Genomic DNA, 22882 nt, shown 5'->3' with positions numbered 1-22882 from the left:
GCCCGGGGGAGGACGATCAGTCCGCCAACCATCCCCACAGCCAGTGCCGCAGGTTGTCGTCGCGCAGCATGAAGTCGCGATGCACCGCTTCTCGCAGCTCATCCCCCATGCGGTAGCTGGCTGCCGGGTCGGACAGGTGCATGCGGATCGCCTGCAACCATTCCTCGGTGCTGTTGCTGCGGACCTTGGTGCAAGGCAGGAAACCGCGATAGGCCTCGGTGTCGGTGCAGATCACCGGGTAACCGCAGGCACCGTATTCCAGGAGCCGCAGGTTGCTCTTGCAGTCGTTGAAGATATGAAACTCCAGCGGCGCCAGCGCCAGATCCAGGTTCAGGCTGGCCAGCTTGAACGGATAGCTCTGCAGGCTGGTGAGCGAGTGAAATTCGTGTACGTAAGGACGCAGATCGTCAGGGCACATGCCAAAGAATACCCACTCGACCTCGTTCGCCAGCTCGCGCACCACCTCGGCGATGATCTCCAGGTCGCCGGTATGGCTGGTGCCACCGCCCCAACCCACCCGCGGCTTGCTGGAGGTACCACGACGACTGGTCAAACTGGCCCAGGGGTCCAGCGCCAGCATGTTGGGCACCACGCGAATGTCGCTGTGCATGCTCGACAGGGCATCGGCCAGGGGCTGGGTGGTCACCACCACGCGATCACACAAGCCGATGCCTTCGCGCAGCATCTGCTCGGTGTTCACCGGCTTGTTCCGAGCGTGGGTGTTCTTCTTCGGCGCACTGACGATGTAGTCGTCGAGCTCGAAGACCCGCAGGGCGCTGGAGTATTTTTTCATCCGCAGAATGTCACTGGCCGCCCCTTCGCTGTAGCGGCACTGCAGGATGATGGTATCCGGCGACAGGCGCTCGATGTCCGCCGTGGACGGCGACTCGTAGGCCACCCGGGCAATCACCCGCCCCGCTTCTTCCAACGCCGTCAGGGGACCGGTCACCCGGTAATGCCCGACCGCGGAACTGTTGACCGGCAAGCCGAGGATCAAGGGCAAGGCGCGACTGCAGAACGGATTCCAGTTGTTGCGCAAGGAAGGCTCCAGACTGAAGCTGGAGTAGCCCAGGCTCAGGGCCGGGTTATAGGCCGGATCGCGAGCGATCTTCGCCATCCACTGCTGATAGAAGCGCTCCTGCTCGGCCTCGCGGGCCAGCTGCCGCTCGCTGTCATCACCGGCAGGCGACGCTGGCCGCAGCATCAGGGTGGCGTGAGGCGTCCAGACCACCAGATAGCCGTTGCGGTCGACCCGCAGGCACAGGTCGGTCGCCCCCAATTCGTCGGCGAAGGCCTGCTCATCCAGGCCGCCCAGGCTGTCGAAGACCTCCTTGCGTACCATCAGGCAATCGCCACTGACCGCACTCCAGTTCTGTACCACTTGCAGCCGTTGCATGTAGCCCCGGGCGTCCATGGCTTCGCCGACAAAGGGCGAACTCGCAGGCCCGGCCATCCCCAGCACCTGGCCGGCATGGAGAATGGAGCCATCGGTGGCCAGAATCCGCGCCCCCACCACGCCCACCTCCGGACGCTGGGCCTGATTGAGCAACTCATCCAGCCAGTCGCCGCTACAGATCAGCGCCCCCGGATTGAGCAGCAACAGGTAGTCGCCACGCGCCTGGCTCGCCGCACTGTTGATCAGCGCAGCCTGGCTGTGCGGACCGACATAAGGCAGAACCCGCAGCATCGCACCACCCAGCTGGGCCATGGCCGCCAGCCAGTCGGCCATGGCCGGGTCGCGACTGCCGGCATCCACCAGCACAATTTCGTAGTGGTTGTAGGCCGTCTGCTCGATCAGGCTTTCAACGCAGCGCTGCAGGGTCGCCAGGGAGTCACCGCACGGCAGGATGATCGACACCAGCGGCCGGCTGCCATGCAGGTAATAGATCCGATTGAGCAGGGGCAGGTCATCGTGAACAATCCGGTGTTCCACACCGATCCGCTGCAGATGCGCGGCCACCAGCCCTTCACTGGCCTCGATCACCTGGGGCCGGGACAGCCACTGGGCGAAGCTGAACTCGGACTCCAGCTGGATATCGGCAATGTGCTCGATGGTCCGGGGCCCCGCCGCCTCCACCATCCGCCATAGAAGATCATGGGGCGCCAGTTCGCCATGGCGCGGATCGAACCCGCCTTCGGCCATGAAGCGCTCGCGGGAAAAAGCCAGGGCACGACCAACATAGGGATAGGAGCGCATCAGGTCGAGGTTGAAGTCAGGCTTGAACACCGGCTCCGACGACTCACCCTCCAGCAGCGCGCCTTCATCACTGTAGGCACAGAGCATGGCCGGGGTATTGGCGATGCGTTCGGCAAGGATCAACAGCGCCGACTCCTGCAGGCGATCACCGGCCTGCAGCAGATAGAACCAGTCGCAACCTTCCAGCTGCGGCACCAGCTCATTGAGCTGCTGCACCCAGTCGCCTCGCAGAGGCTGGTGCAGAACCCGGTCACGCACCTGCTCCTCGCCCACCGACAACACCAGCACCGCGGCAGGCGCGAACAGCTGGCCATCAATACTCTCCAGAGTCCGGGCAAGCGCTTCGCCATCGCCCTCGAAGTCAAGGACCACCGGCACCAACTGCACCCGCCGCGGCCAGCTGTCGATGCGCTGAGGCATCAGCCGCTGCTCCACCGCCGAGAACTTGCGTACCGACAGCCACTCCCGATAGAAATCCTCGTAACTGATGCTCTCGCCACCCACCCGACCATCGACCACGGTACTGCGGTTGCCCAGCACCCGGGTCACGCACAGCTCCTGCCAGTTGCGCGGCTGCCCGGCCTCCCGAGCCATATCGACATACCGCACCCAGCCTGCCGCCGGCGCCGACTCGCCACTGCGTGCGGCCAGCATCTGCACCAGCCACTCCCACTCACTGCGTGCCTGCTTGAGCATTTCCGGGGTAGCGCTCAGGCGCCCCGGGTACAGGCGTTCGCAACTGAGCACCGTCACCAGCGCCGCGAGATTGCCACGGCGCATCAGGCAGATGAACAGGGCGAAATCCAGCAGCGCGACAAAACCCGCGCCCTCCTGGATCAATGCCGGCAGCAGCTCCAGCACATCGGCACGACGCATCAGTGCCGAGCTGAAGTTGCCGAGGAAGTTGCGTGGCGTGCTCTCGAAGATCGCCAGCATATCCTCGCCCTTGAGCACGGCATCGTTGTAGGTAAAGCGGCAGTTGTCGACCCGCGGCGGCAGGATGAAATTCCCAGCGTCACTGAATACCCGCAGCGCACACACCAGATTGACATCCGGATTGTCGATCAGCACCGGCGCCTGCAGGGCGATACTGGGTGCAAACAGCCGATCGTCATCACACAACACCTTGATCAGCTCGCCACGCGCCTCTTCAACACAGCGCAGAACGTTCTTCTGCAGCCCAAGGCGTTGCGGGTTGCGCAGGTAACGCACAGGGTGCGCAGGCTCGGCCACGGCTTCAACGATACGCTGGATCTGATCGTCGGCACTGTCGTCGCAAATGACGATTTCCAGGGGCTGGTAGGTTTGGGCCAAGGCACTGTCGAGGGCCTGGCTGAAGAAGCGCGGGTTGAAGGCGGGGATAACGATGCTGACTAGAGGGGCTTGGTTCACGGTTGCAAACTCTCGAGCGGCGAGCCCTGGCCAGAAAGACCAGGGCTGCAGAACCGCTTAAAAAAGACGGCTGACGGCTCGACGGTCATGGCGTTCGAGCCGCAGCTCGAACGCCATGTTCTCAGACCTTGTTGAACAGGCCGAGCTGAGTGATCTTGCTGAAGGCCAATTGCGAGGCCTGCAACATGGTCTGCTGCAGGGTCAGGCGGGTCATGACTTCGGCCGGGTCGGAGTCACTGATGGCAGAACGGGTGGTGACGTTGGCTGCCGCCAGACTTTCGTTGATTTCGTTCTGGGTGGCCAAAGCCGAACCACGACCACCGATGGAGCTGATGCCGATGGACAGCTGATCGACACCACTGGCCAGGTTGGCCATGCCCGACGCAAGGTCGGCCAACTGCTTCTGGGTTGCCAGGACGTCACCGTCAGTGGGTGTGTTCAACGCGTTTTTCAACTGACTCACGGTGTCCAGGATGTTCTGGGTTTCGTGGGTGTTCACCGCCACGCTGAACTGATCGTTGGCGGCCGGCGAAGGAGCGCCCGTCAGGGTGAAGCTCACGCCTGCCGCAGTGGCGATATTGCCCGGCCCTACCACACCCGAAGACACCGGTTTGCTGTCTGCCGTCAGCGGCGCGGCATACAGATCGAAATTGGTGGCGCTGGTGAACTTGAGCACGGCAGAGCCACTCGGGAACGTCGAGTTGTAGGCCACCGGATCAGTCACGCTGGCGGCCGAGACCTGAGTCATGCTCGGGTTGCCCGGAGAACGCGCAACGTTGAAGGTGTCCGGCTTCGACGCCAATGTAAAACTGTGCCCCGGCAGCACCGCGCCAGCGACATCGCCGGACTTGAGATTGACGTTCAGGTTCAGATCGACACCACGGAAACTCACCGTCTGATTCGGCGAAGTACCGATCACCCCGCCCTTGCTGGCCTCAGCCGTCACATCGTTGCCGCTGCCATCGAGGATCTGCAACTGGGTGCCGCTGACGAACGACACGGTATAAGGCTCGCCACCGCGGAACTGGCTGTTGTAGGTGCCGCTGTTGGTCATCTGGCCATTGGACAGGGAAACCCGTCCATCATCCACCACCGGCGAAGTCATGGTGACCTGGCTACGACTGGTGTTGAGCGCCTGCTGGAACACATCCCAACCGGTGCTGTTGGCAGCCATCATCATGGTGTCGCCCACCGGCAGCTTCAGGCTGCTCTGGTCACCGTTGTAACTGTAGGTGCCATCAGAGTTGCGGCTGAACGGCGGAACGTCGTCCTTGGAGCCGCCAAAGAGGTACTTGCCGTTTTCGTCCTGAGAGTTCATCAGGCTCAGCAGTTGCTCTTCGATCTGCCCCAGCTCGGCAGCATTGGCCTGCCGGTCGGCATTGGTGTATCCGGCGCTGCCGGCGCCGACGGCCAGTTGCTTGGCCCGGTCCAGAACGTTGTTGATGCTGGTCATCACCGACTCGGCCTGGCCCAGGGAAGCCTTGATCGAGTTGCTGTTGGCCTTGTACTGATCAAGCAGGGAAGCCTGCTGACCCAGCTGCAGCAAACGGGCAGCGCCCACCGGATCGTCGGCGGCAGTCTTGACCCGGACCAGGCTGCTGGACTCTTCGCCGCTCTTGACCGCGTTGGCGAAATTCTTCTGATAGTTGGCAGCCGAAGTCTCGTAATACTGGGCGGTGGAAATGCGCATGGGCTACGACTCCTTAAAGGCTGTTGATCAGCGTGCTGAAGGTTTCCTGCGCAGCCTTGATGATCTGCGAAGACGCGGTGTAGTACTGCTGGAACTTGACCAGGTTGCCGGTCTCATCGTCCAGGTTGACGCCGGACAGCGAGTCACGGGCACCCTTGGCGTTGGCCAGGATGGAACCGTTGGCAGCACTGTCGAGCTTGGCCTGGCTGGCCTTGGCGCCGACGTTCTCGATCAGCTTGCCGTAGGCATCCACCAGGGTGATGCCCTTGCTCGCCGAACCGGTGTCCACGGTCTGCTTGGTCTGCAGCCCCGACAGCGCCAGGCCGTTACGGTTATCGGAAGAGCCGGCGCCATTCACCGAAATGTTCATGTTGTCGCCGGCATTGGGCGAACCGGCAACGGTCATCTGCACCGTGAAGGTCTTGGTCACAGGTGGCACGCCGCCATCAGTGATCGGGTTACCGCTGGCATCGAGCATCTTGATCTGCAGGTTCAGGACATTGCTCTGCCCTGGCACGATGGAGCCGCTGCCCATCTTGACGCCCTTGGCGTCAAAGTAATCGTAGGTCTGGCTGCCGCCGGACGCCGCATTGAACACCACCTTGACCGGGCCGGAGTTCTTCAGGGCGGTCTGCATTTCCAGCTTGCTGGCTGCATCGTAGTTATTGATCGGCACCGCCAGGGACGGCTGCGCAGAGATGCTCAGGGAGCTCTTGACCCCGGCACCGATCTCGGCCTTCAGCGGCGCAGCCAGAGCCAGGCGCTTGGCGTCAGTCATTTCCGTCTGGATGGTGGCTGCGGCATTGCGGGTCGGGGTGATCTTGAAGCTGTCACCGGCGGCCACCGTGCCATTGAGATTCAGCGAGAAACCGTCGATCACGGGTGCCGGGCTGGTCGTGGTGCTGAAGGTGCCCATGTCCTTGCCGTCGGAACGCTTGACGGTGTAATCCGTGGCACTGCTGAAGGTCACGGTGTAGTCGCCAGTGCTCAGCTTGCCGGTGTCCTTGATGGTCACATCGAAGTTGCCCGAGCCCGCGCTGTTGGCGGCGCTGGCCATACTGCGCTGACTGATCATCCGCAGGCTGTTGATGTCGTTGAACAGGTTGCCGCCAAACTCACCGTTCTTGTCGATACCCTGGGCCATCTGGCTGTTCATCTGGTCGGCAACCACCAGGGCCACGCGCCCCAGTTCATTCATTGCCGGGTCCAGCACTTCACTGCGATAGCGCAACAGGCCACCAATCTCGCCACCGGTGGTGACGTTGGTGATGTCCACGGTGCTGGTGCCGCGATTGAGCTGCAGCATGGAGCGCGTCGGGTCGTTCTTGCCCTGCACCACTTCCAGGGTGTTGGCGGAGTTGCCCATCACCAGCGGCTGGCCACTGCCCAGGTACAAGTCGAGGCTGGAACCACGCTCCGACACCTGGACGCCGATAAAGGTCGAAAGCTGGCGCACGGTTTCGTTACGGGCATCCAACAGGTCGTTGGGCATGCCGTTGCCATTGGTCGACAGTTCGGAAATCTTCTGGTTGAGCTGGGCGACGGTATTGGCCAGCTTGTTGACCTGATCGGCCATGCTCGCCATGTTGCCGTTGATGTTGCTGTTCTGTTCGTTGAGCTGGCTGGACACCGAGTTGAAACGGTTACTCAAGGCCTGGGTATCGCTGAGCAGCAACTGCCGAGAGGCTTCATCGGTAGGCTTGGCGTTGAGGTTCTGCAGCGAGGCGAAGAATTTGGTCAGGGCGCCGTTCATGCCGGTGCCGTTGTCCGACAGCAACTGGTCGACCGGGCTGATCTGACTCTGGTAGGCCGCGACGTCACTGTTCAAGGACGTGGCGGTGCGCAACTGGGCATCGAGGAAGCTGTTGTACACCCGGCGTACGTCCGCCAGGGTGGTACCGGTGCCGATGAAGACGTTGCCGAATTGAGCGGAGGCCTTGGTGCCCTGCACGGTCTGCTGCCGCGAGTACCCGGCGGTGTCGGCGTTGGCAATGTTGTTACCCGTAGTCACCAACGACGTTTGGCTGGCGGCCAGCCCCGACATCCCAATATTGAGCAAACTCATGATTCAGACCTTATAAATTCGTGGAAACGCCCGCCGCAGCGTAGCTCTCGTAGTTCTTCATCTGCTTGGCTATCTGCGAAATCTTGCTAGCGTAATCCGGGTCCGTTGCATACCCGGCTTTTTGCAACTCGCGAACAAACTGTTCTGGTTTATCGGCAACCTTCAGCACTTCTTGATAGCGATTATTGCTCTGCAACAAGGTCACCAGATCGTGGAAGCTGTCCTGGTAGGAATCATAGGAACGGAACGCCGCCGTCTCCTTGACCATCTGTCCATCGCGGAACTCGCTGGTGATCGCTCGGGCCTGAGCGCCCTGCCAACTTTTGTTGGCCTTGATGCCGAACAGGTTGTGACTGCTGCTGCCATCCTGCTGACGCATGACCGATTTACCCCAGCCGGTTTCCAGCGCGGCCTGGGCTACCAGATAACGCGGATCGATACCGATGCGCTGGGCCGCCTGCTGCGCCATCGGCAACATGGTGGCGACAAAATCATCTGCGGAACTGAAGGCGCGCTTGGCCGGCGCCAGCGGCGGCTGAGCCATGGCCCGGCCATACACGCGCATCTTGCCCTGGGACGCGGCGTAGCCCTGGTTGACCCGCCACTCGCCACGCAGCACCGCATCGGCGGCTGCGCTATTGCGGGTGGGCGCAACGTTCTGGGTAGAAGCGTCAGCAGTCGCACCGGCCGAAGGCACGATACCGGTCAACAGGCGATCGGTAAGCTTGCTCGGCAACGACAGGCGCCGTTGATTGAGCAACGCCATATCGTTATGCGACACCGTGCTGCGCAACGGGTCCTGGGCACGCGAGGCCCACATTGGACGCTGACCATTGACCCGGCTCAACGGACCATCCTGGGCGGTGGTACCGGCGGCAATCGGGGTCGGAGTCGCCACCGGCGCCGCGGCTGTCAAGGCCGTATGGGTCGCGCCCGGGTTGGCCGGCTTGTTCTTCATCATCTGGCGCATCAGCACATTGGCCAGGCCGATACCGCCACCCTCACGAGACAGGGATACCGCCAGCTGCTGGTCGTACATGTCCTGGTACTGCTTTGCGGCCGGGGTATTGAGCGGGTTGTCCTGGGCAATGACGTCAGTGGCCTTGCGCATGGACTTGAGCATTTCATTGAGGAACAGCGACTCGAACTCCTGCGCCACTTTGCGCACGTTGGCTTCGCCGTTCTTGTCGCCGACCTTGAGTTGCTGCAGGCGATTGAGGTCGGAGTAAGACCCGGAATCGCCGCTGCCAATCAGTCCACTCTTACGAATATCCATGGCGCTCACCTCAAATCACGATCAGGTCGGCCTGCAAGGCGCCGGCCTGTTTCAAGGCTTCGAGGATCGCCATCAAGTCACCCGGCGCAGCCCCGACCTGGTTCACCGCACGGACAATCTCATCCAGGGTGGTGCCCGGGCCGAACTTGAACATCGGCTTGGCTTCCTGCTGGGCGTTAACCCGCGAACGCGGCACCACAGCGGTCTGGCCATTGGACAGAGGGCCGGGCTGGCTGACGATCGGGTCTTCGGTAATGGTCACGGTCAGGCTGCCATGGGTCACCGCCGCCGGCGACACCTTGACGTTCTGGCCAATGACGATGGTGCCGGTACGGGAGTTGATGATGACCTTCGCCACCGCCTGCCCCGGGTCGACTTCCAGATTCTCCAGGATCGACAGGTAGTCCACGCGCTGGCTTGGGTCCAGAGGCGCGGTGACCCGGATCGAACCGCCATCAATGGCCTGGGCCACGCCCGGGCCGAGCATGTCGTTGATCTTGTCGACAATGCGCTTGGCGGTGGTGAAGTCCGAACGATTGAGGTTCAGGGTCAGGCTGTTGCCCTGGTTGAAACCGCTGGGCACGGCGCGCTCCACCGAAGCACCACCGGGAATCCGCCCGGCAGATGGCACGTTGACGGTGATCTTCGAGCCGTCACGCCCTTCAGCGTCGAAACCGCCCACCACCAGGTTGCCCTGGGCAATGGCGTAGACGTTGCCGTCGATCCCCTTGAGCGGGGTCAGCAGCAAGGTGCCGCCACGCAGGCTCTTGGAGTTACCGATGGAGGACACGGTGATGTCCACCTGCTGACCCGGCTTGGCGAATGCCGGCAGATCGGCGCTGACCGACACCGCCGCGACGTTCTTCAACTGCACGTTGCCGGAGCCGGCCGGCACCTTGATGCCAAACTGCGACAGCATGTTGTTGAACGTCTGCAGAGTGAACGGGGTCTGGGTCGTCTGGTCGCCGGTGCCGTTAAGCCCGACCACCAGGCCGTAACCGATCAATTGGTTGGAACGCACGCCGGAAATACTGGCAATGTCCTTCAACCGCTCGGCCTGGACGCCAAGGGAAGTGGACAGCAACAACGCCGCCGCCATCAGGTGCTTGAAGTTGAACATGAGGCTTCTCATCACCTAGAAAGGGAACAGCGGACTGAGGAAGAAACGATCGAACCAGCCAGGCTGGTTAGCATCGGCAAACGAGCCGGTACCCGAATAGGTAATGCGGGCATCTGCGACCCGGGTCGAAGATACCGTGTTATCCGTGGCGATATCGTCCGCACGCACCAGGCCGGCAATGCGCACCAGTTCATCACCGGTATTGAGGGTCATCCACTTCTCGCCACGCACCGCGATGATGCCGTTGGGCAATACATCGGCCACGGTGACGGTGATCGAGCCGGTCAGGCTGTTGCTCTGCGCGGCCTTACTGTCGCCCTTGGTGGCGCGATTACCGCTGTAGCCGGCATTCAACGTCAGGTCGCCATCGCTCAACGGGTTGTTGACATTGGGCACAGCGCCAAACAGCGAGGTCAGGCCGATGCTGTTGGAGCTGGTCTTGTTCAGGGCCGAGTTGGCGCCCTTGCTGGCGCTGGTCCGCTCGTTCAGGGTGATGGTAATGATGTCACCCACCCGGAACGCCTTGCGGTCGCTGTACAGGTTCTGCTCAAAACCGGCCTGGTAGATCGAGCCGTTGTTGGACGCGGAAGGCAGCGGCGTGCGCGGCAACACCGGGGCGTAATAAGGGTCATTGGGCTTGGGCGGCGGAGCAACACAGCCCGCGAGCACGGCACTCCCACTCAGCGCTAGAACACACATAAACCGATTCATGACCCTTCCTCACGATGTTGCCGGTGCGCCACTTCAGACCCGTGGCGACCTCAAGACTTGATTACAGCTTCTGCGTAATGAACGAGAGCATCTGGTCCGCAGTGGAGATCACCTTGGAGTTCATCTCGTAGGCCCGCTGGGTGGTGATCATGTTGACCATTTCCTCAACGGTGCTGACGTTGGACGCTTCCAGGGTGTTCTGCAGCGTGGTGCCGAAGCCGTTAAGGCCCGGGGTACCAATTTGCGGCGCGCCACTGGCGGCGGTTTCCAGGAACAGGTTGTTGCCCTGGGACTGCAGGCCAGCCGGGTTGATGAAGTCGGCGGTTTGCAGGTTACCGATCACCTGGGAAGCCGGGTTGCCGGCGATGGTGATGGATACGGTGCCGTCCTGACCCACGGTGAAGGTCTGTGCGTCGTTGGGCACAACCACCGCAGGCTCCAGGGCAAAACCGCTGGCAGTGACAATCTGACCATCGGAATTGAGGTGGAACGTACCGTCACGGGTATAGGCCGTGGTGCCGTCGGGCTGCAGGATCTGGAAGAAACCACGGCCATTGATGGCCAGGTCCAGAGGCTGCTCGGTGGTCTGCAGGCTGCCGGCAGTGAAGTTCTTCTGGGTCCCGACAATGCGCACGCCGGTACCGACCTGCAGGCCGGTTGGCAGTTCGCTGTCCTGGGTCGACTGGGCACCGGGCTGGCGCTTGATCTGATACAGCAGGTCCTGGAACTCGGCGCGATCACGTTTGAAACCCGTGGTCGAGACGTTCGCCAGGTTGTTGGAAATAACACTCAGGTTGGTGTCCTGGGCGGACAGACCGGTTTTGGCAACCCATAGAGCCGGAAGCATTCGATTCTCCTCTCGCGCCTGTTTTACGGCGCTAGATACTGGTAATTAGCTGATCTGCAAGACCCGAGCCATGGCCTGGTCGTCTTCTTTGGCGCTGTTCATCATCTTGACGTGCAATTCGAACTGGCGGGACAAGGCCAGCACCGCGGTCATTTCTTCCACGGCGTTAACGTTGCTCGACTCCAGGAAACCCGAGACCAACTGCACATTGGCATCGGCAGGCGCCGGCTGGCCGTCCTTGGTCTTGATCGACCCATCCAGGCCCTTGGTCAGGTTCTTGATATCCGGATTGACCAGCTTGATGCGATCGACCTCGGCCATGACCCGCGGACCTTCACCCATGGCACGAATGCTGATGGTGCCGTCCTGGCCGACTTCGATCTTCTGCTCTGGCGGCACGGCGATAGGACCGCCATTGCCCATGACCGGCATGCCATTGCCTGCCCGCAACACGCCCAGAGCGTCGACATTCAAGCTGCCGGTGCGCACATAGCTTTCGCTGCCATCGGGGCTCTGCACGGCGATCCAGCCCTTGCCGCTGACGGCCACGTCCAGGTCACGACCGGTTTCCACCATGGAGCCGGGAGTAAAATCCGTTGCCGGCCGCTCCCCCATGGCAAAGGCCCGCGCCGGAAAACTGTCACCAAACACCGGCATCGCGCGCGCCTGCTCCAGGTCGCGCTGAAAACCGTTGGTGGAGATGTTCGCCAGATTGTTGGCATGAGCCTTTTGCGCCAGAGCATTCTGGCTGGCGCCGGTCATTGCCACATAAAGGTACTTGTCCACAATCGTTCCTCATCTGCCGGACGTTTGCCGCCCCACACTGTACTGAGCATGGCGTAAGCAATTTCTACACCAACTTTAACTTCCAGCAGCGCTCCCCATGCAGGCCGGGGCTTTGCCGCGAGCAACGGGTTTTTCTGGGCGGAATGAGAGACGAAAAAACGGCGGACTTATGCCGCTAACGGCAAGTCTCGGTCCCATGACCCGGGCCCGCTCCGCACTCGGGCTGGACACTTTGTGAACGGATCTTGCTAGGCACAGTGACTGGCTATCGCAACTTCAGTTTGCGCAGGGGTGGCCGACACCTAAGCCAGTGACTGCCAAGGAGAACCACTTTGAACCTGTACCTCAATCAGCTGCGCAAGACAGCTGACTTCAAGGAAGCCATCTATTCCGGGGATATCTTCCTGGACACTGACCTGGCCACCGCAAAAGAACTCTGCGGGTACGCCAAGGAAAGCATCACCGCGGCATTCGATGGCGAAACCAACCACCAGGCTCTGCACACGATGATGCCGGTAGAAGAGTTCGTCAGCCGGGTTACCCGACTCAAGGGCCAGTTCACCAACAGCCAGCGCGTCAAGGATCTGATCCTTGGCTTCATTCACGAGATCGGCATCGATCCTCGGGACTACATTTTCGACGTACCGCGCCTGCGGGTCGTGCCCAACTACGACTACCTGCACGCTGGCGTCAGCTACGCCTACAAGCCTCATCGCGACAGCTGGTACGGCAGCGTGGATTGCCAGATCAACACCTGGATGCCGGTCTACACCATCACCCCGGACCAGACCATGATGATCAACCCCAGCTACTTCGAGAAGCCGGTGGCCAACACCTCGAAGGACTGGAGCCTGAAGGACTGGATCAGCAACCAGCGACACAAGGCCAAGGACAACCTGACCGAAGAAGTACGGGTCCACCCGGTGCCCCTGGGGGAGATCGACGACAGCTCTGAACTGCGCATCGCCGGCAACTCAGGCGAGATGCTGGTGTTCTCCGGCTCGCACCTGCACGGCACTGTCCCCAACCGTACCGACCGCACCCGCTTCAGCGTGGACTTCCGCCTGATGCACCTCGAAGACCTGAAACACAACCGCGGAGCCCCCAACGTAGACAGCGCCTGCCCCGACGTCGGCTCCGGCTTCAAAGACTACTTCCACGCCCACGACTTCTCGAATTTCCAAGGATTCAAGCCATGACCAAACGTCGCCTTACCCCCGCCGAAGCCCAATACAACGAAACCCGCGCCGGCGTACTCAAGCGGGTCGACGCCGAGTACGTTGCCGACGCACCCTTCGTCTTCGCCAACCGCATCAACGTCACCGCCGCGCTGTCGCGCATGGAGCTGTTCAAGAAGGTCATGGATGTGCCCGGGGCGATCATCGAGTGCGGCGTGTACAAGGGCAACTCGCTGATGCTCTACATGCACCTGTCGATGATCCTCGAACCTTATGCCATCAACCGCTCCATCGTCGGCTTCGACACCTTCGAAGGCTTCACCAGCATCAACAAGGACGAGGACCCGGCCGACATCAACGAAAGCATGTTCTCCGACACCGACCAGTCGCTGATCCAGGACATGATCGATGCCAACGACCTGCTGCGTCCGGTGAACCGCATCCCGCGCTGCGAGCTGGTCAAGGGCGACATCTGCAAGACCGCGCCGGAATTCGTCAAGTCGCGTCCGGACCTGGTAGTGGCCATGCTGATCCTCGACACCGACCTGTACGAGCCCACCAAGGTCGCCCTGGAAACCTTCCTGCCGTACATGCCCAAGGGCGCTATCGTGGTTCTCGACGAAGTCGCCTACCGCAACTTCCCGGGCGAAACCAAGGCTCTGCGCGAAGTGTTCGACATGAACAAGATCGAACTCAAGCGCCTGCCTTTTGACTCCTGTGTCGGCTACTTCCATATCTGAAGACAGCCAGCCCCGAGCCAAACGAAAAGCCCCGCTTCATAAGCGGGGCTTTTTTCATTCCGGCGACTCCTTGCCAACCTCGTACTGGCGCAACTTGTTGGCGATGGTGGTATGGGAAACCCCCAGGCGCTTGCCCAGTTGCCGACTGCTGGGATGCTCGGCATAGAGACTTTCCAGCACCGCCTTTTCAAAGCGACCGACAATCTGCTCCAGGCCGCCTTCCAGGGAAAAGTCCCCCAGGGGCTGGCGCGCGCCATAGTCCGGCAGACGGATATGCTCGGCCTTGACCGTGCCGCCATCACACAGCGAGACCGCCTGGAACAGCACGTTCTCCAACTGCCGGACATTACCCGGCCAGTGATAGTGACTGAGGCGCTCCATGGCCGCCGGAGCCAGCCGTGGCAGCGCACAACCGATCTGGCGACTGGCCTGATCGAGGAAGTGCTCCACCAGGGGCGTCAAACCGTCGAGGCATTCGCGCAGCGGCGGAATATGCAGGGACAGCACGTTGAGTCGGTGGTACAGGTCCTGGCGAAACTCGCCCCGGGCACAGAGTTCGGACAGATCCACCTGAGTCGCACAGATCACCCGCACATCCAGGTACACCTCCTCGTCACTGCCGACACGGCGGAAGCAACCATCCTGGAGAAAGCGCAGCAACTTGACCTGCAGGCGCGGGCTCATTTCCCCCACACCATCGAGAAACAGCGTGCCGCCGGCCGTCAGTTCCAGCAGCCCGAGCTTGCCCTCGGCCCGAGCCCCTTCAAAGGCCCCGGGGCCATAGCCGAACAGCTCGGTCTCGGCCATGGATTCCGGCAGCCCGGCGCAGTTCAGAGCCATCAGCGGCGACTGGCCCCGAGGGCTGGCCAGGTGGCAGGCGCGGGCCAGCAACTCCTTGCCGGTACCGGTCTCGCCTTCAATCAACAGGGGCGCATCCAGGGGCGCCATGCGCCGGGCTTCCCGCACCACCGCTGCCATGACTTTCGAACTCTGGAAAATACTGTCAAAGCCCCGCAACTCCTGCTTGCGCACATTGTAGATACGCTCACCAACCCGATCCGCCCGGTGCAGAGTCAATACCGCACCGGCCATGGCCTCGCTGTCATCGTGCTCGGATTGCAGCGGGGCGATGTCCGCCAGAAACACGTCGCCCTTGACCTTGACCCGCAGCCCGTTGATCCGCGACTGGTTGGCCCGCACCAACTCCGGCAAATCGAAGTCCTCGGCGTAGCGTGACAGCGGAATCCCCGGCACCTCATCCACCCGCACGCCCAGCAACTGCGCTGCCGCTCGGTTGGCGGCCACGATGGAGCCGCCCATGTCGATGGACAGCACCGGGAACTCCAGAGCACCCAGCAGCGCATTGAGCTCCATGTGCCGACGCTCGCTGGGCATCAGCCCGACCCTTTTGACGCCAAACACTCCGGCGATGGATTCGAACTTGGGGCGCAATGCCTGGAACTGCAGATTGATCAGGTTCGGACAGTGCAGATAGATGGCGTTGCCATGTTCGCCCCCCACCTCGCCCCGGGCCACGTTGATCCCGTATTCCACCAGCAGATTGAGGATGTCCCGCAGGATGCCGATGCGGTTCTGGCAGTGAACTTTGATACGCATGAAGAAAGGCCCGAAGCGGATAATGGAGGGCATAAACGCCGAAAACCGACGCTTTTGACGTCGGCACTTGCAAACTTTCTGCTGGGTGGCGCAGATAACCGTCAAGATTATGTGACAGCAAAGGGCTTTTTCAAACCTGAAAAGCCACAATACTTGGGCGCCCCGGGCAAAACCGTAACGATTAGTTTACAAATTGGCGTCCTACCCCCCTCCATCAGCGCCTGTCAGCTGCTGCAAAGCGTCGCACCCTGGGGTATCACTGGGGTCACCCATAACAAGAACGCATCCCCTGGCAGGAGAGCAGCATGAAGCAGACGCAGTACGTGGCCCGCGAGCCCGACGCGCAAGGTTTTATCGACTATCCACCCGAAGAACACGCGGTGTGGAACACCCTGATCACGCGCCAGTTGAAAGTGATCGAGGGGCGCGCGTGCCAGGAGTACCTGGACGGCATCGACAAACTCGGACTGCCCCACGACCGCATCCCGCAGTTGAGTGAAATCAACAAGGTCCTCGGCGAAACCACGGGCTGGCAAGTGGCCCGGGTGCCGGCACTGATTCCTTTCCAGACCTTTTTCGAACTGCTGGCCAGCAAGCGCTTTCCGGTGGCGACCTTCATTCGTACTCCTGAAGAGTTGGACTACCTGCAGGAACCGGACATCTTCCACGAGATTTTCGGCCACTGCCCGCTGCTGACCAATCCCTGGTTCGCCGAATTCACCCACACCTACGGCAAGCTCGGCCTGCAAGCCACCAAGGAAGAGCGCGTATACCTGGCGCGTCTGTACTGGATGACTATCGAGTTCGGCCTGGTGGACACCCCGGACGGGCGACGCATCTACGGCGGCGGCATCCTCTCCTCGCCCAAGGAAACCGTCTACAGCCTGTCCGAAGAGCCGGAACACCAAGCCTTCGATCCGCTGGAAGCCATGCGCACGCCTTATCGCATCGACATCCTGCAACCCATCTACTTTGCCCTGCCCAACCTCAAGCGCCTGTTCGACCTGGCCCATGAAGACATCATGGCCCTGGTCCACCAAGGCATGCAGCTGGGCCTGCACGCCCCCAAGTTCCCGCCAAAACCCAAGGCGGCCTGAGCAGCCCGCCCTCGCGGGCGGCTGCGAAAGATAGTAACTTCCAACAAGAATCGAACTCAGGAATACACCATGACCGCTCTGAACCAAGCCCATTGCGAAGCCTGCCGCGCCGATGCCCCTCAGGTCAGCGACGAAGAACTGCCGGTACTGATCAAGCAGATCCCCGACTGGAACATCGAAGTTCGTGACGGCGTGATGCAGCTGGAAAAAGTCTTCCTGTTCAAGAATTTCAAATTCGCCCTGGCCTTCACCAATGCCATGGGCGAGATCTCCGAGGCCGAAGGCCACCACCCGGGCCTGCTCACCGAATGGGGCAAAGTCACCGTGACCTGGTGGAGCCACTCGATCAAGGGCCTGCACCGCAACGACTTCATCATGGCCGCCCGCACCGACGAAGTGGCCAAGACCGCAGAAGGACGCAAGTAATGCATTTTGATGCCATCGGTCGCGTACCCGGCGATCCGATTCTCGGCCTGATGGAGGCCTACGCCAACGATCCCAATCCGCGCAAATTCGACCTCGGCGTGGGGGTCTACAAGGATGCTCAGGGCCTGACGCCGATCCCGCAATCGGTGAAGCTGGCGGAGCAGCGCCTGGTGGATCGCCAGACCACCAAGACCTACATCGGAGGCCACGGCGACGCGGCCTTCGGCAAGGTGATCAATGAGCTGGTACTGGGCAGTGATTCGCCACTCATCGCCGCGCAGCGCGCCGGTGCTACCCAGACCCCGGGCGGTACCGGCGCCCTGCGCCTGAGCGCCGACTTCATCGCCCAGTGCCTGCCGGGCCGCGGCGTTTGGTTGAGCAACCCGACCTGGCCGATCCACGAAACCATCTTCGCCGCAGCCGGGGTCAAGGTCAGTCACTACCCCTACGTGGGCAGCGACAACCGCCTGGACGTCGAGGCCATGCTGGACACCCTGAACCGGGTGCCCGAAGGCGACGTGGTGCTGCTGCACGCCTGCTGCCACAACCCCACCGGCTTCGACCTGAGCCAGGCCGACTGGCAACGGGTGCTTGAGGTGGTGCGCAAGCGCAACCTGCTGCCGCTGATCGACTTCGCCTACCAGGGCTTTGGCGACGGCCTGGAACAGGATGCCTGGGCGGTGCGGCTGTTCGCCGCCGAAGTGCCGGAAGTACTGATCACCAGTTCCTGCTCGAAGAACTTCGGCCTGTACCGCGATCGCACCGGGGCCCTGATCGTCTGCACCCGGGACGCCGAAAAACTCCTCGACGTGCGCAGTCAACTGGCCCATATCGCCCGTAACCTGTGGTCCACACCACCGGATCATGGGGCCGCAGTAGTCGCCACCATCCTCGGTGACCCGGAGCTGAAAAGCCTCTGGGCCGACGAAGTGGAAGCCATGCGCCAGCGCATCGCCCAATTGCGCGCCGGTCTGCTGGAAGCCTTGCAGCCCTATGGACTGGCCGAGCGCTTCGCCCACATCGGCGTGCAACGCGGCATGTTCTCCTACACCGGCCTGAGCCCGTCTCAGGTCAAGGAACTGCGTGAACACCACAGCGTGTACATGGTCAGTTCCGGCCGGGCCAACGTGGCCGGGATCGACGCTTCGCGCCTGAGCCTGCTGGCTGAGGCGATCGCTCGGGTCGTCTAAAAGCAGAGCGCGTGCTTGCCGGCGCGGGAGGCCCTGAGGGTGCCTTCGCCGGCAAGCCGGTTCCTGCCGCCGCTTTGTCCTTTCATCCCGAAATCGCGATAAAAATCTTTTTGTCATTTCCAGTGCTGTATCCTGCCCAGGCTTTTTAAAAGCGCGGACCTACCCAGCGATTTAAAAAACAGACTTTGCGAGGAGCAACGACATGCATGAGATCCCGAATCTCCCCTTCCCAAGCCTGCACGAAACTGAGCAGACAACCACGCCACAAGCCAGTGCCGAAAAGCCTGTAGTGCAAGAAGCCGCCGACAGCCGCAAGGCCGACAGCGAAGACTGAAAAGAGCTGTAACCAGACCGTGTGGAAAGCGCTACTCAAGCGCTTTCCACACCGCCTGAATCTTTCCCCCCGAGCCCCTGCCGAACCATGACCGACTCCTTCAGCGAAACCCAAGCCAGCGTACTGCTGGGTACTGCGGAAAAAATGATCGAGATCTGGAATCGCCTCAGCCCGGAAAAACAGGCCGCCCTGCTGGCCCGTTTCGGCACCCAGGAAAATGCCCTGGCCGCTCTGGTCACCACTCAGCTGCTGAGCGCCAAAGACGCCTGACTCAATCCCTCAACCAGGGACGTTCTGAACAACGCGTCGAATTCTGCCCCTGCATCCCCGTCCACATCGGTATCATAAGCAGCCTATCTATTGAGCTGTCGCAGTGGACCCATCCCCATGCCAGATACCCAGCGCCCCTTGACGGTCACGCTGCAAGTCGTCTCCATCGTCCTGTTCACCTTTATTGGCTACCTGAATATCGGCATTCCCCTGGCGGTACTGCCAGGCTACGTCCATAGCGACCTGGGGTTTGGCGCAGTGATCGCCGGCCTGGTGATCAGCGTGCAATACCTGGCCACCCTCCTCAGCCGCCCCTACGCCGGACGCATCATCGACAACCTGGGCTGCAAGCGCGCTGTCATGTACGGCCTGGCCGGCTGCGGCCTGAGCGGCGTGTTCATGCTGCTTTCCACCTGGCTGCAGGGTCAGCCGACCCTGAGTTTGATCAGCTTGCTGATCGGCCGCCTGGTACTGGGCAGCGCGGAAAGCCTGGTGGGTTCGGGGTCGATTGGCTGGGGCATCGGCCGGGTCGGCGCACAGAACACCGCCAAGGTGATTTCCTGGAACGGCATCGCCAGTTATGGCGCCCTGGCCATCGGCGCGCCCCTGGGGGTTTGGCTGGTCAATCGCCTGGGCCTGTGGAGCATGGGGGTAAGCATCATTCTGCTGGCGGTGCTCGGCCTGCTACTGGCCTGGCCAAAACTCGCCGCGCCGATAGTCGCCGGGGAACGCCTGCCGTTCATCCATGTGCTGGGCAAAGTCTTCCCTCACGGTTGCGGCCTGGCCCTGGGCTCCATCGGCTTTGGCACCATCGCCACCTTCATCACCCTGTACTACACGACCCAGCACTGGTCCAACGCGGTGCTTTGCCTGAGCCTGTTCGGCGCCAGTTTCATTGGTGCACGCCTGCTGTTCGGCAACCTGATCAACCGCCTCGGCGGCTTTCGCGTGGCCATTGCCTGCCTGTCGGTGGAAACCCTCGGCCTGCTCCTGCTGTGGCTGGCCCCCGATGCCCACTGGGCCCTGGCCGGCGCGGCCTTGAGCGGCTTTGGCTTCTCCCTGGTGTTCCCGGCACTGGGCGTGGAGGCGGTCAATCTGGTGCCGGCCTCCAGCCGTGGCGCGGCGGTGGGCGCCTACTCGCTGTTCATCGACCTGTCTTTGGGCATCACCGGACCACTGGCCGGGGCGATTGCCGGCGGTTTCGGCTTTGCCTCGATCTTCCTGTTTGCCGCCATCGCCGCGTGCTGCGGCCTGCTGCTGAGCCTGTACCTGTATCACCAGGCCCCCAAGCAGCGTAAGGAACGTTCAAACCGCTAGAAGTCCACTTTGCCGCGGCCAGCCTTGATGCTGCCGCGCTTGGCCTTGGTCTCCAGGCGGCGCTTCTTCGAGCCCAGGGTCGGCTTGGTGGGGCGGCGCTTCTTTTCCACCTTGACGGCGCTGAGGATCAGCTCGGTGAGACGCTCCAGGGCATCGGCGCGATTCTGCTCCTGGGTGCGGTACTGCTGGGCCTTGAGAATGATCACGCCGTCACTGGTGATGCGACTGTCGCGCAGCGCCAGCAGGCGCTCCTTGTAGAAAGGTGGCAGGGACGAGGCCGGAATGTCGAAGCGCAAATGCACTGCACTGGACACCTTGTTGACGTTCTGACCACCGGCGCCCTGGGCGCGAATGGCGGTCAGCTCGATCTCGGCATCCGGCAGATGCACGTTGTTGGAAATCACCAGCATGGAACAGGAATCCGTCTTCAGGGCGCACAGGATACCCCCATTCCCCACGCTCTTGCGGACCTGTTCGCTGGCAAGCCAGCGCCTGCGACAGGCAGCTCCCACGCAGGAGCCGACTGGCCGACGAAAGCGGTCTCGCTCCCACAAAGATCACAGGCATGAAAAACCCGGCCGGAGCCGGGTCTGTCATGGCCGAGGCCGCGCTTACTTCAGCGCAGTACTGGCTGCTTGCAGCGAGTGCTGAGCACTGCGCTTGTTCTTGATCAGGTAGCAGACCCACATGAACACCACCCACACCGGGATCGCGTACACCGAGATCTGAATGCCTGGAATCATCAGCATGATGCCGAGGATGAACACCACGAACGCCAGGCAGACATAGTTGCCGTAGGGGTACCACAGCGCCTTGAACAGCGAGGTCTGGCCGGTACGGTTCATGTGCTGGCGGAACTTGAAGTGCGAGTAGCTGATCATGGCCCAGTTGATCACCAGGGTCGCCACCACCAGGGACATCAGCAGCTCAAGGGCGTGCTGGGGAATCAGGTAGTTGAGCACCACGGCAACGAAGGTCACCACCGCCGAGGCGAGGATCGACAGCACCGGCACGCCGCGCTTGTCGATCTTGGCCAGGACTTTCGGCGCATCGCCCTGCTCGGCCATGCCCAACAGCATGCGGCTGTTGCAGTAGGTGCCGCTGTTGTACACCGACAACGCCGCGGTCAGGACCACGAAGTTGAGGATGTGCGCTGCCGTGTTGCTGCCCAGCATCGAGAACACCTGGACGAACGGACTGCCGCTGTAGGCATCGCCAGAGGCATTCAGGGTCACCAGCAGGGTGTCCCACGGGGTCAGCGACAGCAGCACCACCAGAGCGCCGATGTAGAAAATCAGGATGCGGTAGATCACCTGGTTGATGGCCTTGGGGATCACGGTTTTCGGCTTGTCGGCCTCGGCTGCAGTGAAGCCGAGCATTTCCAGGCCGCCGAAGGAGAACATGATGATCGCCATGGCCATCACCAGTCCGCTGACGCCGTTGGGGAAGAAGCCGCCATGGGACCAGAGGTTGCTCACCGATGCCTGCGGGCCACCGTTCCCGCTGACCAGCAGGTAGCTGCCCAGGGCGATCATGCCGACGATGGCCACCACCTTGATGATGGCGAACCAGAACTCGGCCTCGCCGAACACCTTGACGTTGGCCAGGTTGATGACGTTGATCATCACGAAGAACACCGCCGCCGAGGCCCAGGTCGGCACCTCCGGCCACCAGTAATGCACATACTTGCCGACCGCGGTCAGTTCCGACATGCCCACCAGGATGTAGAGAATCCAGCAGTTCCAGCCGGAAAGGAAACCGGCAAAGCCGCCCCAGTACTTATGGGCGAAGTGACTGAAAGAACCGGCCACCGGCTCTTCAACGATCATCTCGCCCAGCTGGCGCATGATCATGAAGGCGATGAAACCGCAGATGGCGTAACCGAGGATCATCGACGGACCGGCGGATTTGAGCACCCCGGCCGACCCCAGGAACAAACCGGTACCGATCGCGCCACCCAGGGCGATCAGTTGAATATGGCGATTTTTCAGGCCGCGTTTCAGCTCGCCCGAATGCGAGTTTTGTCCACTCATGAAAAGGTTCTCACGCAAGGTTTGATGATGTTTGCAAGACGTTGCCGCCCGGTGAAGGCTTAAGCGGCGCGGAGCAAACCCCAGCGCAGGCACCCGAAGTTCAGCGTTTTTCTAACGGTCATGCGTCACCTGTTTGTTTTTATCTGTGACGAAATCGAACCCACCACGCTCGTGACGCGGCGGAGTGAACAAGGTGGATAACCTTGAGTTTATTGGCCCGGCAGCAGTGTCTTCAGCGCCCTGGGAGCAGGCTGAAACACGCGGCGCAGACGCAAAGTGCGCGGGTACGCAGTTGGGTCACAGTTAAAACGCCGCGCATTGTACACCCCTGACCCCCTGCCGCCAGACACCGCTGTATCAGCGTGCCGGTAACCGGGATCCTGAGGGGCCAGCTCGATGCTCAGCATCGGCGGCGCAACGTTGGACGGACCGAGTGGGGTCGTCGATGAAGGTGCGATGACCATCGCCCTTCGAAGGGTGTCGGTGAAAGTCGGTTACGGCGTTCATTGCGCCTCCTTCTTGTTATGCACCTGTACGCAGGCAGGTGTGCATCTCACCTGCCTTGGCGCCCTGGAACAAGCGGGCCAGAGCTCTGG

The 22882-nt window shown here is 61.7% G+C and carries 19 protein-coding genes; 8 read left to right on the top strand and 11 right to left on the bottom strand.

From position 1 onward, the window contains the following. Positions 1-16: 16 nt before the first annotated feature. The 8 genes from DWF74_RS24105 to DWF74_RS24070 all read right to left on the bottom strand — a co-directional run bounded on the left by DWF74_RS24105 (position 17) and on the right by DWF74_RS24070 (position 12084). Positions 17-3589 (bottom strand): glycosyltransferase, encoded by a 3573-nt coding sequence (locus tag DWF74_RS24105; RefSeq protein WP_115581853.1) that lies wholly within the window; start codon positions 3587-3589, stop codon positions 17-19. Positions 3590-3710: 121 nt separating this feature from the next. Next, positions 3711-5279: a flagellar hook-associated protein 3 gene (locus DWF74_RS24100; RefSeq protein WP_115581852.1), complete on the bottom strand. Its 1569-nt coding sequence runs from the start codon at positions 5277-5279 to the stop codon at positions 3711-3713. Between the two features lie 13 nt (positions 5280-5292). Beyond that, positions 5293-7344 (bottom strand): flagellar hook-associated protein FlgK, encoded by a 2052-nt coding sequence (gene flgK / locus DWF74_RS24095; RefSeq protein ID WP_102864050.1) that lies wholly within the window; start codon positions 7342-7344, stop codon positions 5293-5295. Positions 7345-7354: 10 nt separating this feature from the next. Further along, complete coding sequence (gene flgJ / locus DWF74_RS24090; RefSeq protein ID WP_102864051.1) at positions 7355-8620, bottom strand: flagellar assembly peptidoglycan hydrolase FlgJ; 1266 nt, start codon at positions 8618-8620, stop codon at positions 7355-7357. Between the two features lie 10 nt (positions 8621-8630). Beyond that, on the bottom strand, positions 8631-9740 hold the full coding sequence (locus DWF74_RS24085; RefSeq protein ID WP_016963126.1) for a flagellar basal body P-ring protein FlgI: 1110 nt from the start codon (positions 9738-9740) through the stop codon (positions 8631-8633). 15 nt (positions 9741-9755) lie between these two features. Continuing rightward, positions 9756-10451, bottom strand: coding sequence for a flagellar basal body L-ring protein FlgH (gene flgH, locus DWF74_RS24080; protein WP_102864052.1), 696 nt, complete (start codon positions 10449-10451; stop codon positions 9756-9758). 61 nt (positions 10452-10512) lie between these two features. Continuing rightward, positions 10513-11298, bottom strand: a complete 786-nt coding sequence (gene flgG, locus DWF74_RS24075; protein ID WP_102864053.1) for a flagellar basal-body rod protein FlgG — start codon at positions 11296-11298, stop codon at positions 10513-10515. A 45-nt stretch (positions 11299-11343) separates the two neighbouring features. Next, positions 11344-12084, bottom strand: a complete 741-nt coding sequence (locus DWF74_RS24070; protein WP_102864054.1) for a flagellar basal body rod protein FlgF — start codon at positions 12082-12084, stop codon at positions 11344-11346. A 332-nt stretch (positions 12085-12416) separates the two neighbouring features. Between DWF74_RS24070 and DWF74_RS24065 the strand changes: the two genes are divergently transcribed. Then, positions 12417-13283 (top strand): hypothetical protein, encoded by an 867-nt coding sequence (locus DWF74_RS24065; protein WP_102878839.1) that lies wholly within the window; start codon positions 12417-12419, stop codon positions 13281-13283. After that, positions 13280-14002 carry a TylF/MycF/NovP-related O-methyltransferase gene (locus tag DWF74_RS24060; RefSeq protein WP_102864056.1) on the top strand — a complete coding sequence of 241 codons (723 nt, stop codon included), beginning with the start codon at positions 13280-13282 and terminating at the stop codon, positions 14000-14002. Before DWF74_RS24065 ends, DWF74_RS24060 begins: the two co-directional genes overlap by 4 nt. Before the next feature lie 54 nt (positions 14003-14056). On the opposite strand, the gene DWF74_RS24055 is transcribed toward DWF74_RS24060, so the two are convergent. Continuing rightward, a complete protein-coding gene (locus DWF74_RS24055; protein WP_102864112.1) occupies positions 14057-15619 on the bottom strand; it encodes a sigma-54-dependent transcriptional regulator in 1563 nt (520 codons plus the stop codon). Positions 15620-15924: 305 nt separating this feature from the next. Here DWF74_RS24055 and phhA point away from each other — a divergent pair, with 305 nt between their 5' ends. From phhA to DWF74_RS24030, 6 genes are all read left to right on the top strand, one after another. After that, positions 15925-16716 carry a phenylalanine 4-monooxygenase gene (gene phhA / locus DWF74_RS24050; RefSeq protein WP_102864057.1) on the top strand — a complete coding sequence of 264 codons (792 nt, stop codon included), beginning with the start codon at positions 15925-15927 and terminating at the stop codon, positions 16714-16716. 69 nt (positions 16717-16785) lie between these two features. Then, a complete protein-coding gene (locus DWF74_RS24045; protein WP_007930096.1) occupies positions 16786-17142 on the top strand; it encodes a 4a-hydroxytetrahydrobiopterin dehydratase in 357 nt (118 codons plus the stop codon). Further along, positions 17142-18332 (top strand): amino acid aminotransferase, encoded by a 1191-nt coding sequence (locus DWF74_RS24040; protein WP_102864059.1) that lies wholly within the window; start codon positions 17142-17144, stop codon positions 18330-18332. The genes DWF74_RS24045 and DWF74_RS24040 overlap by 1 nt, the downstream gene beginning before the upstream one ends. A 202-nt stretch (positions 18333-18534) precedes the next feature. After that, on the top strand, positions 18535-18666 hold the full coding sequence (locus tag DWF74_RS30830) for a hypothetical protein (RefSeq protein ID WP_258009278.1): 132 nt from the start codon (positions 18535-18537) through the stop codon (positions 18664-18666). An 87-nt stretch (positions 18667-18753) separates the two neighbouring features. Continuing rightward, complete coding sequence (locus DWF74_RS24035; RefSeq protein WP_102864060.1) at positions 18754-18936, top strand: hypothetical protein; 183 nt, start codon at positions 18754-18756, stop codon at positions 18934-18936. A gap of 117 nt (positions 18937-19053) precedes the next feature. Beyond that, positions 19054-20253: an MFS transporter gene (locus tag DWF74_RS24030; protein WP_115581851.1), complete on the top strand. Its 1200-nt coding sequence runs from the start codon at positions 19054-19056 to the stop codon at positions 20251-20253. Here the strand turns inward: DWF74_RS24030 and arfB are convergent. Continuing rightward, entirely contained in the window at positions 20250-20663 is a 414-nt protein-coding gene (gene arfB / locus DWF74_RS24025; RefSeq protein WP_065363350.1) for an alternative ribosome rescue aminoacyl-tRNA hydrolase ArfB, read from the bottom strand. The two genes, DWF74_RS24030 and arfB, sit on opposite strands and share 4 nt — an antisense overlap. A 201-nt stretch (positions 20664-20864) precedes the next feature. After that, a complete protein-coding gene (locus DWF74_RS24020; RefSeq protein ID WP_102864062.1) occupies positions 20865-22286 on the bottom strand; it encodes an amino acid permease in 1422 nt (473 codons plus the stop codon). Between the last annotated feature and the right edge of the window lie 596 nt (positions 22287-22882).

It is taken from the genome of Pseudomonas protegens, assembly GCF_003363755.1.
Lineage (GTDB): Bacteria > Pseudomonadota > Gammaproteobacteria > Pseudomonadales > Pseudomonadaceae > Aquipseudomonas > Aquipseudomonas danubii.
The sequence above is the reverse complement of the archived record's forward strand: the minus strand, read 5'-3'. Positions and strand labels throughout refer to the sequence as shown.

What these genes read in the sequence shown, in the direction of transcription:
- phhA (WP_102864057.1), top strand. Translation starts at nt 15,925, where the DNA reads ATGAAGCAGACGCAGTACGTGGCCCGCGAGCCCGACGCGCAAGGTTTT.
- DWF74_RS24045 (WP_007930096.1), top strand. Translation starts at nt 16,786, where the DNA reads ATGACCGCTCTGAACCAAGCCCATTGCGAAGCCTGCCGCGCCGATGCC.
- DWF74_RS24030 (WP_115581851.1), top strand. Translation starts at nt 19,054, where the DNA reads ATGCCAGATACCCAGCGCCCCTTGACGGTCACGCTGCAAGTCGTCTCC.
- flgG (WP_102864053.1), bottom strand. Translation starts at nt 11,298, where the DNA reads ATGCTTCCGGCTCTATGGGTTGCCAAAACCGGTCTGTCCGCCCAGGAC.
- DWF74_RS24020 (WP_102864062.1), bottom strand. Translation starts at nt 22,286, where the DNA reads ATGAGTGGACAAAACTCGCATTCGGGCGAGCTGAAACGCGGCCTGAAA.
- DWF74_RS24100 (WP_115581852.1), bottom strand. Translation starts at nt 5,279, where the DNA reads ATGCGCATTTCCACCGCCCAGTATTACGAGACTTCGGCTGCCAACTAT.
- flgH (WP_102864052.1), bottom strand. Translation starts at nt 10,451, where the DNA reads ATGAATCGGTTTATGTGTGTTCTAGCGCTGAGTGGGAGTGCCGTGCTC.
- flgJ (WP_102864051.1), bottom strand. Translation starts at nt 8,620, where the DNA reads ATGGATATTCGTAAGAGTGGACTGATTGGCAGCGGCGATTCCGGGTCT.
- flgK (WP_102864050.1), bottom strand. Translation starts at nt 7,344, where the DNA reads ATGAGTTTGCTCAATATTGGGATGTCGGGGCTGGCCGCCAGCCAAACG.
- DWF74_RS24085 (WP_016963126.1), bottom strand. Translation starts at nt 9,740, where the DNA reads ATGTTCAACTTCAAGCACCTGATGGCGGCGGCGTTGTTGCTGTCCACT.
- DWF74_RS24035 (WP_102864060.1), top strand. Translation starts at nt 18,754, where the DNA reads ATGACCGACTCCTTCAGCGAAACCCAAGCCAGCGTACTGCTGGGTACT.
- DWF74_RS24060 (WP_102864056.1), top strand. Translation starts at nt 13,280, where the DNA reads ATGACCAAACGTCGCCTTACCCCCGCCGAAGCCCAATACAACGAAACC.
- DWF74_RS24040 (WP_102864059.1), top strand. Translation starts at nt 17,142, where the DNA reads ATGCATTTTGATGCCATCGGTCGCGTACCCGGCGATCCGATTCTCGGC.
- DWF74_RS24055 (WP_102864112.1), bottom strand. Translation starts at nt 15,619, where the DNA reads ATGCGTATCAAAGTTCACTGCCAGAACCGCATCGGCATCCTGCGGGAC.
- arfB (WP_065363350.1), bottom strand. Translation starts at nt 20,663, where the DNA reads ATGCTGGTGATTTCCAACAACGTGCATCTGCCGGATGCCGAGATCGAG.
- DWF74_RS30830 (WP_258009278.1), top strand. Translation starts at nt 18,535, where the DNA reads ATGCATGAGATCCCGAATCTCCCCTTCCCAAGCCTGCACGAAACTGAG.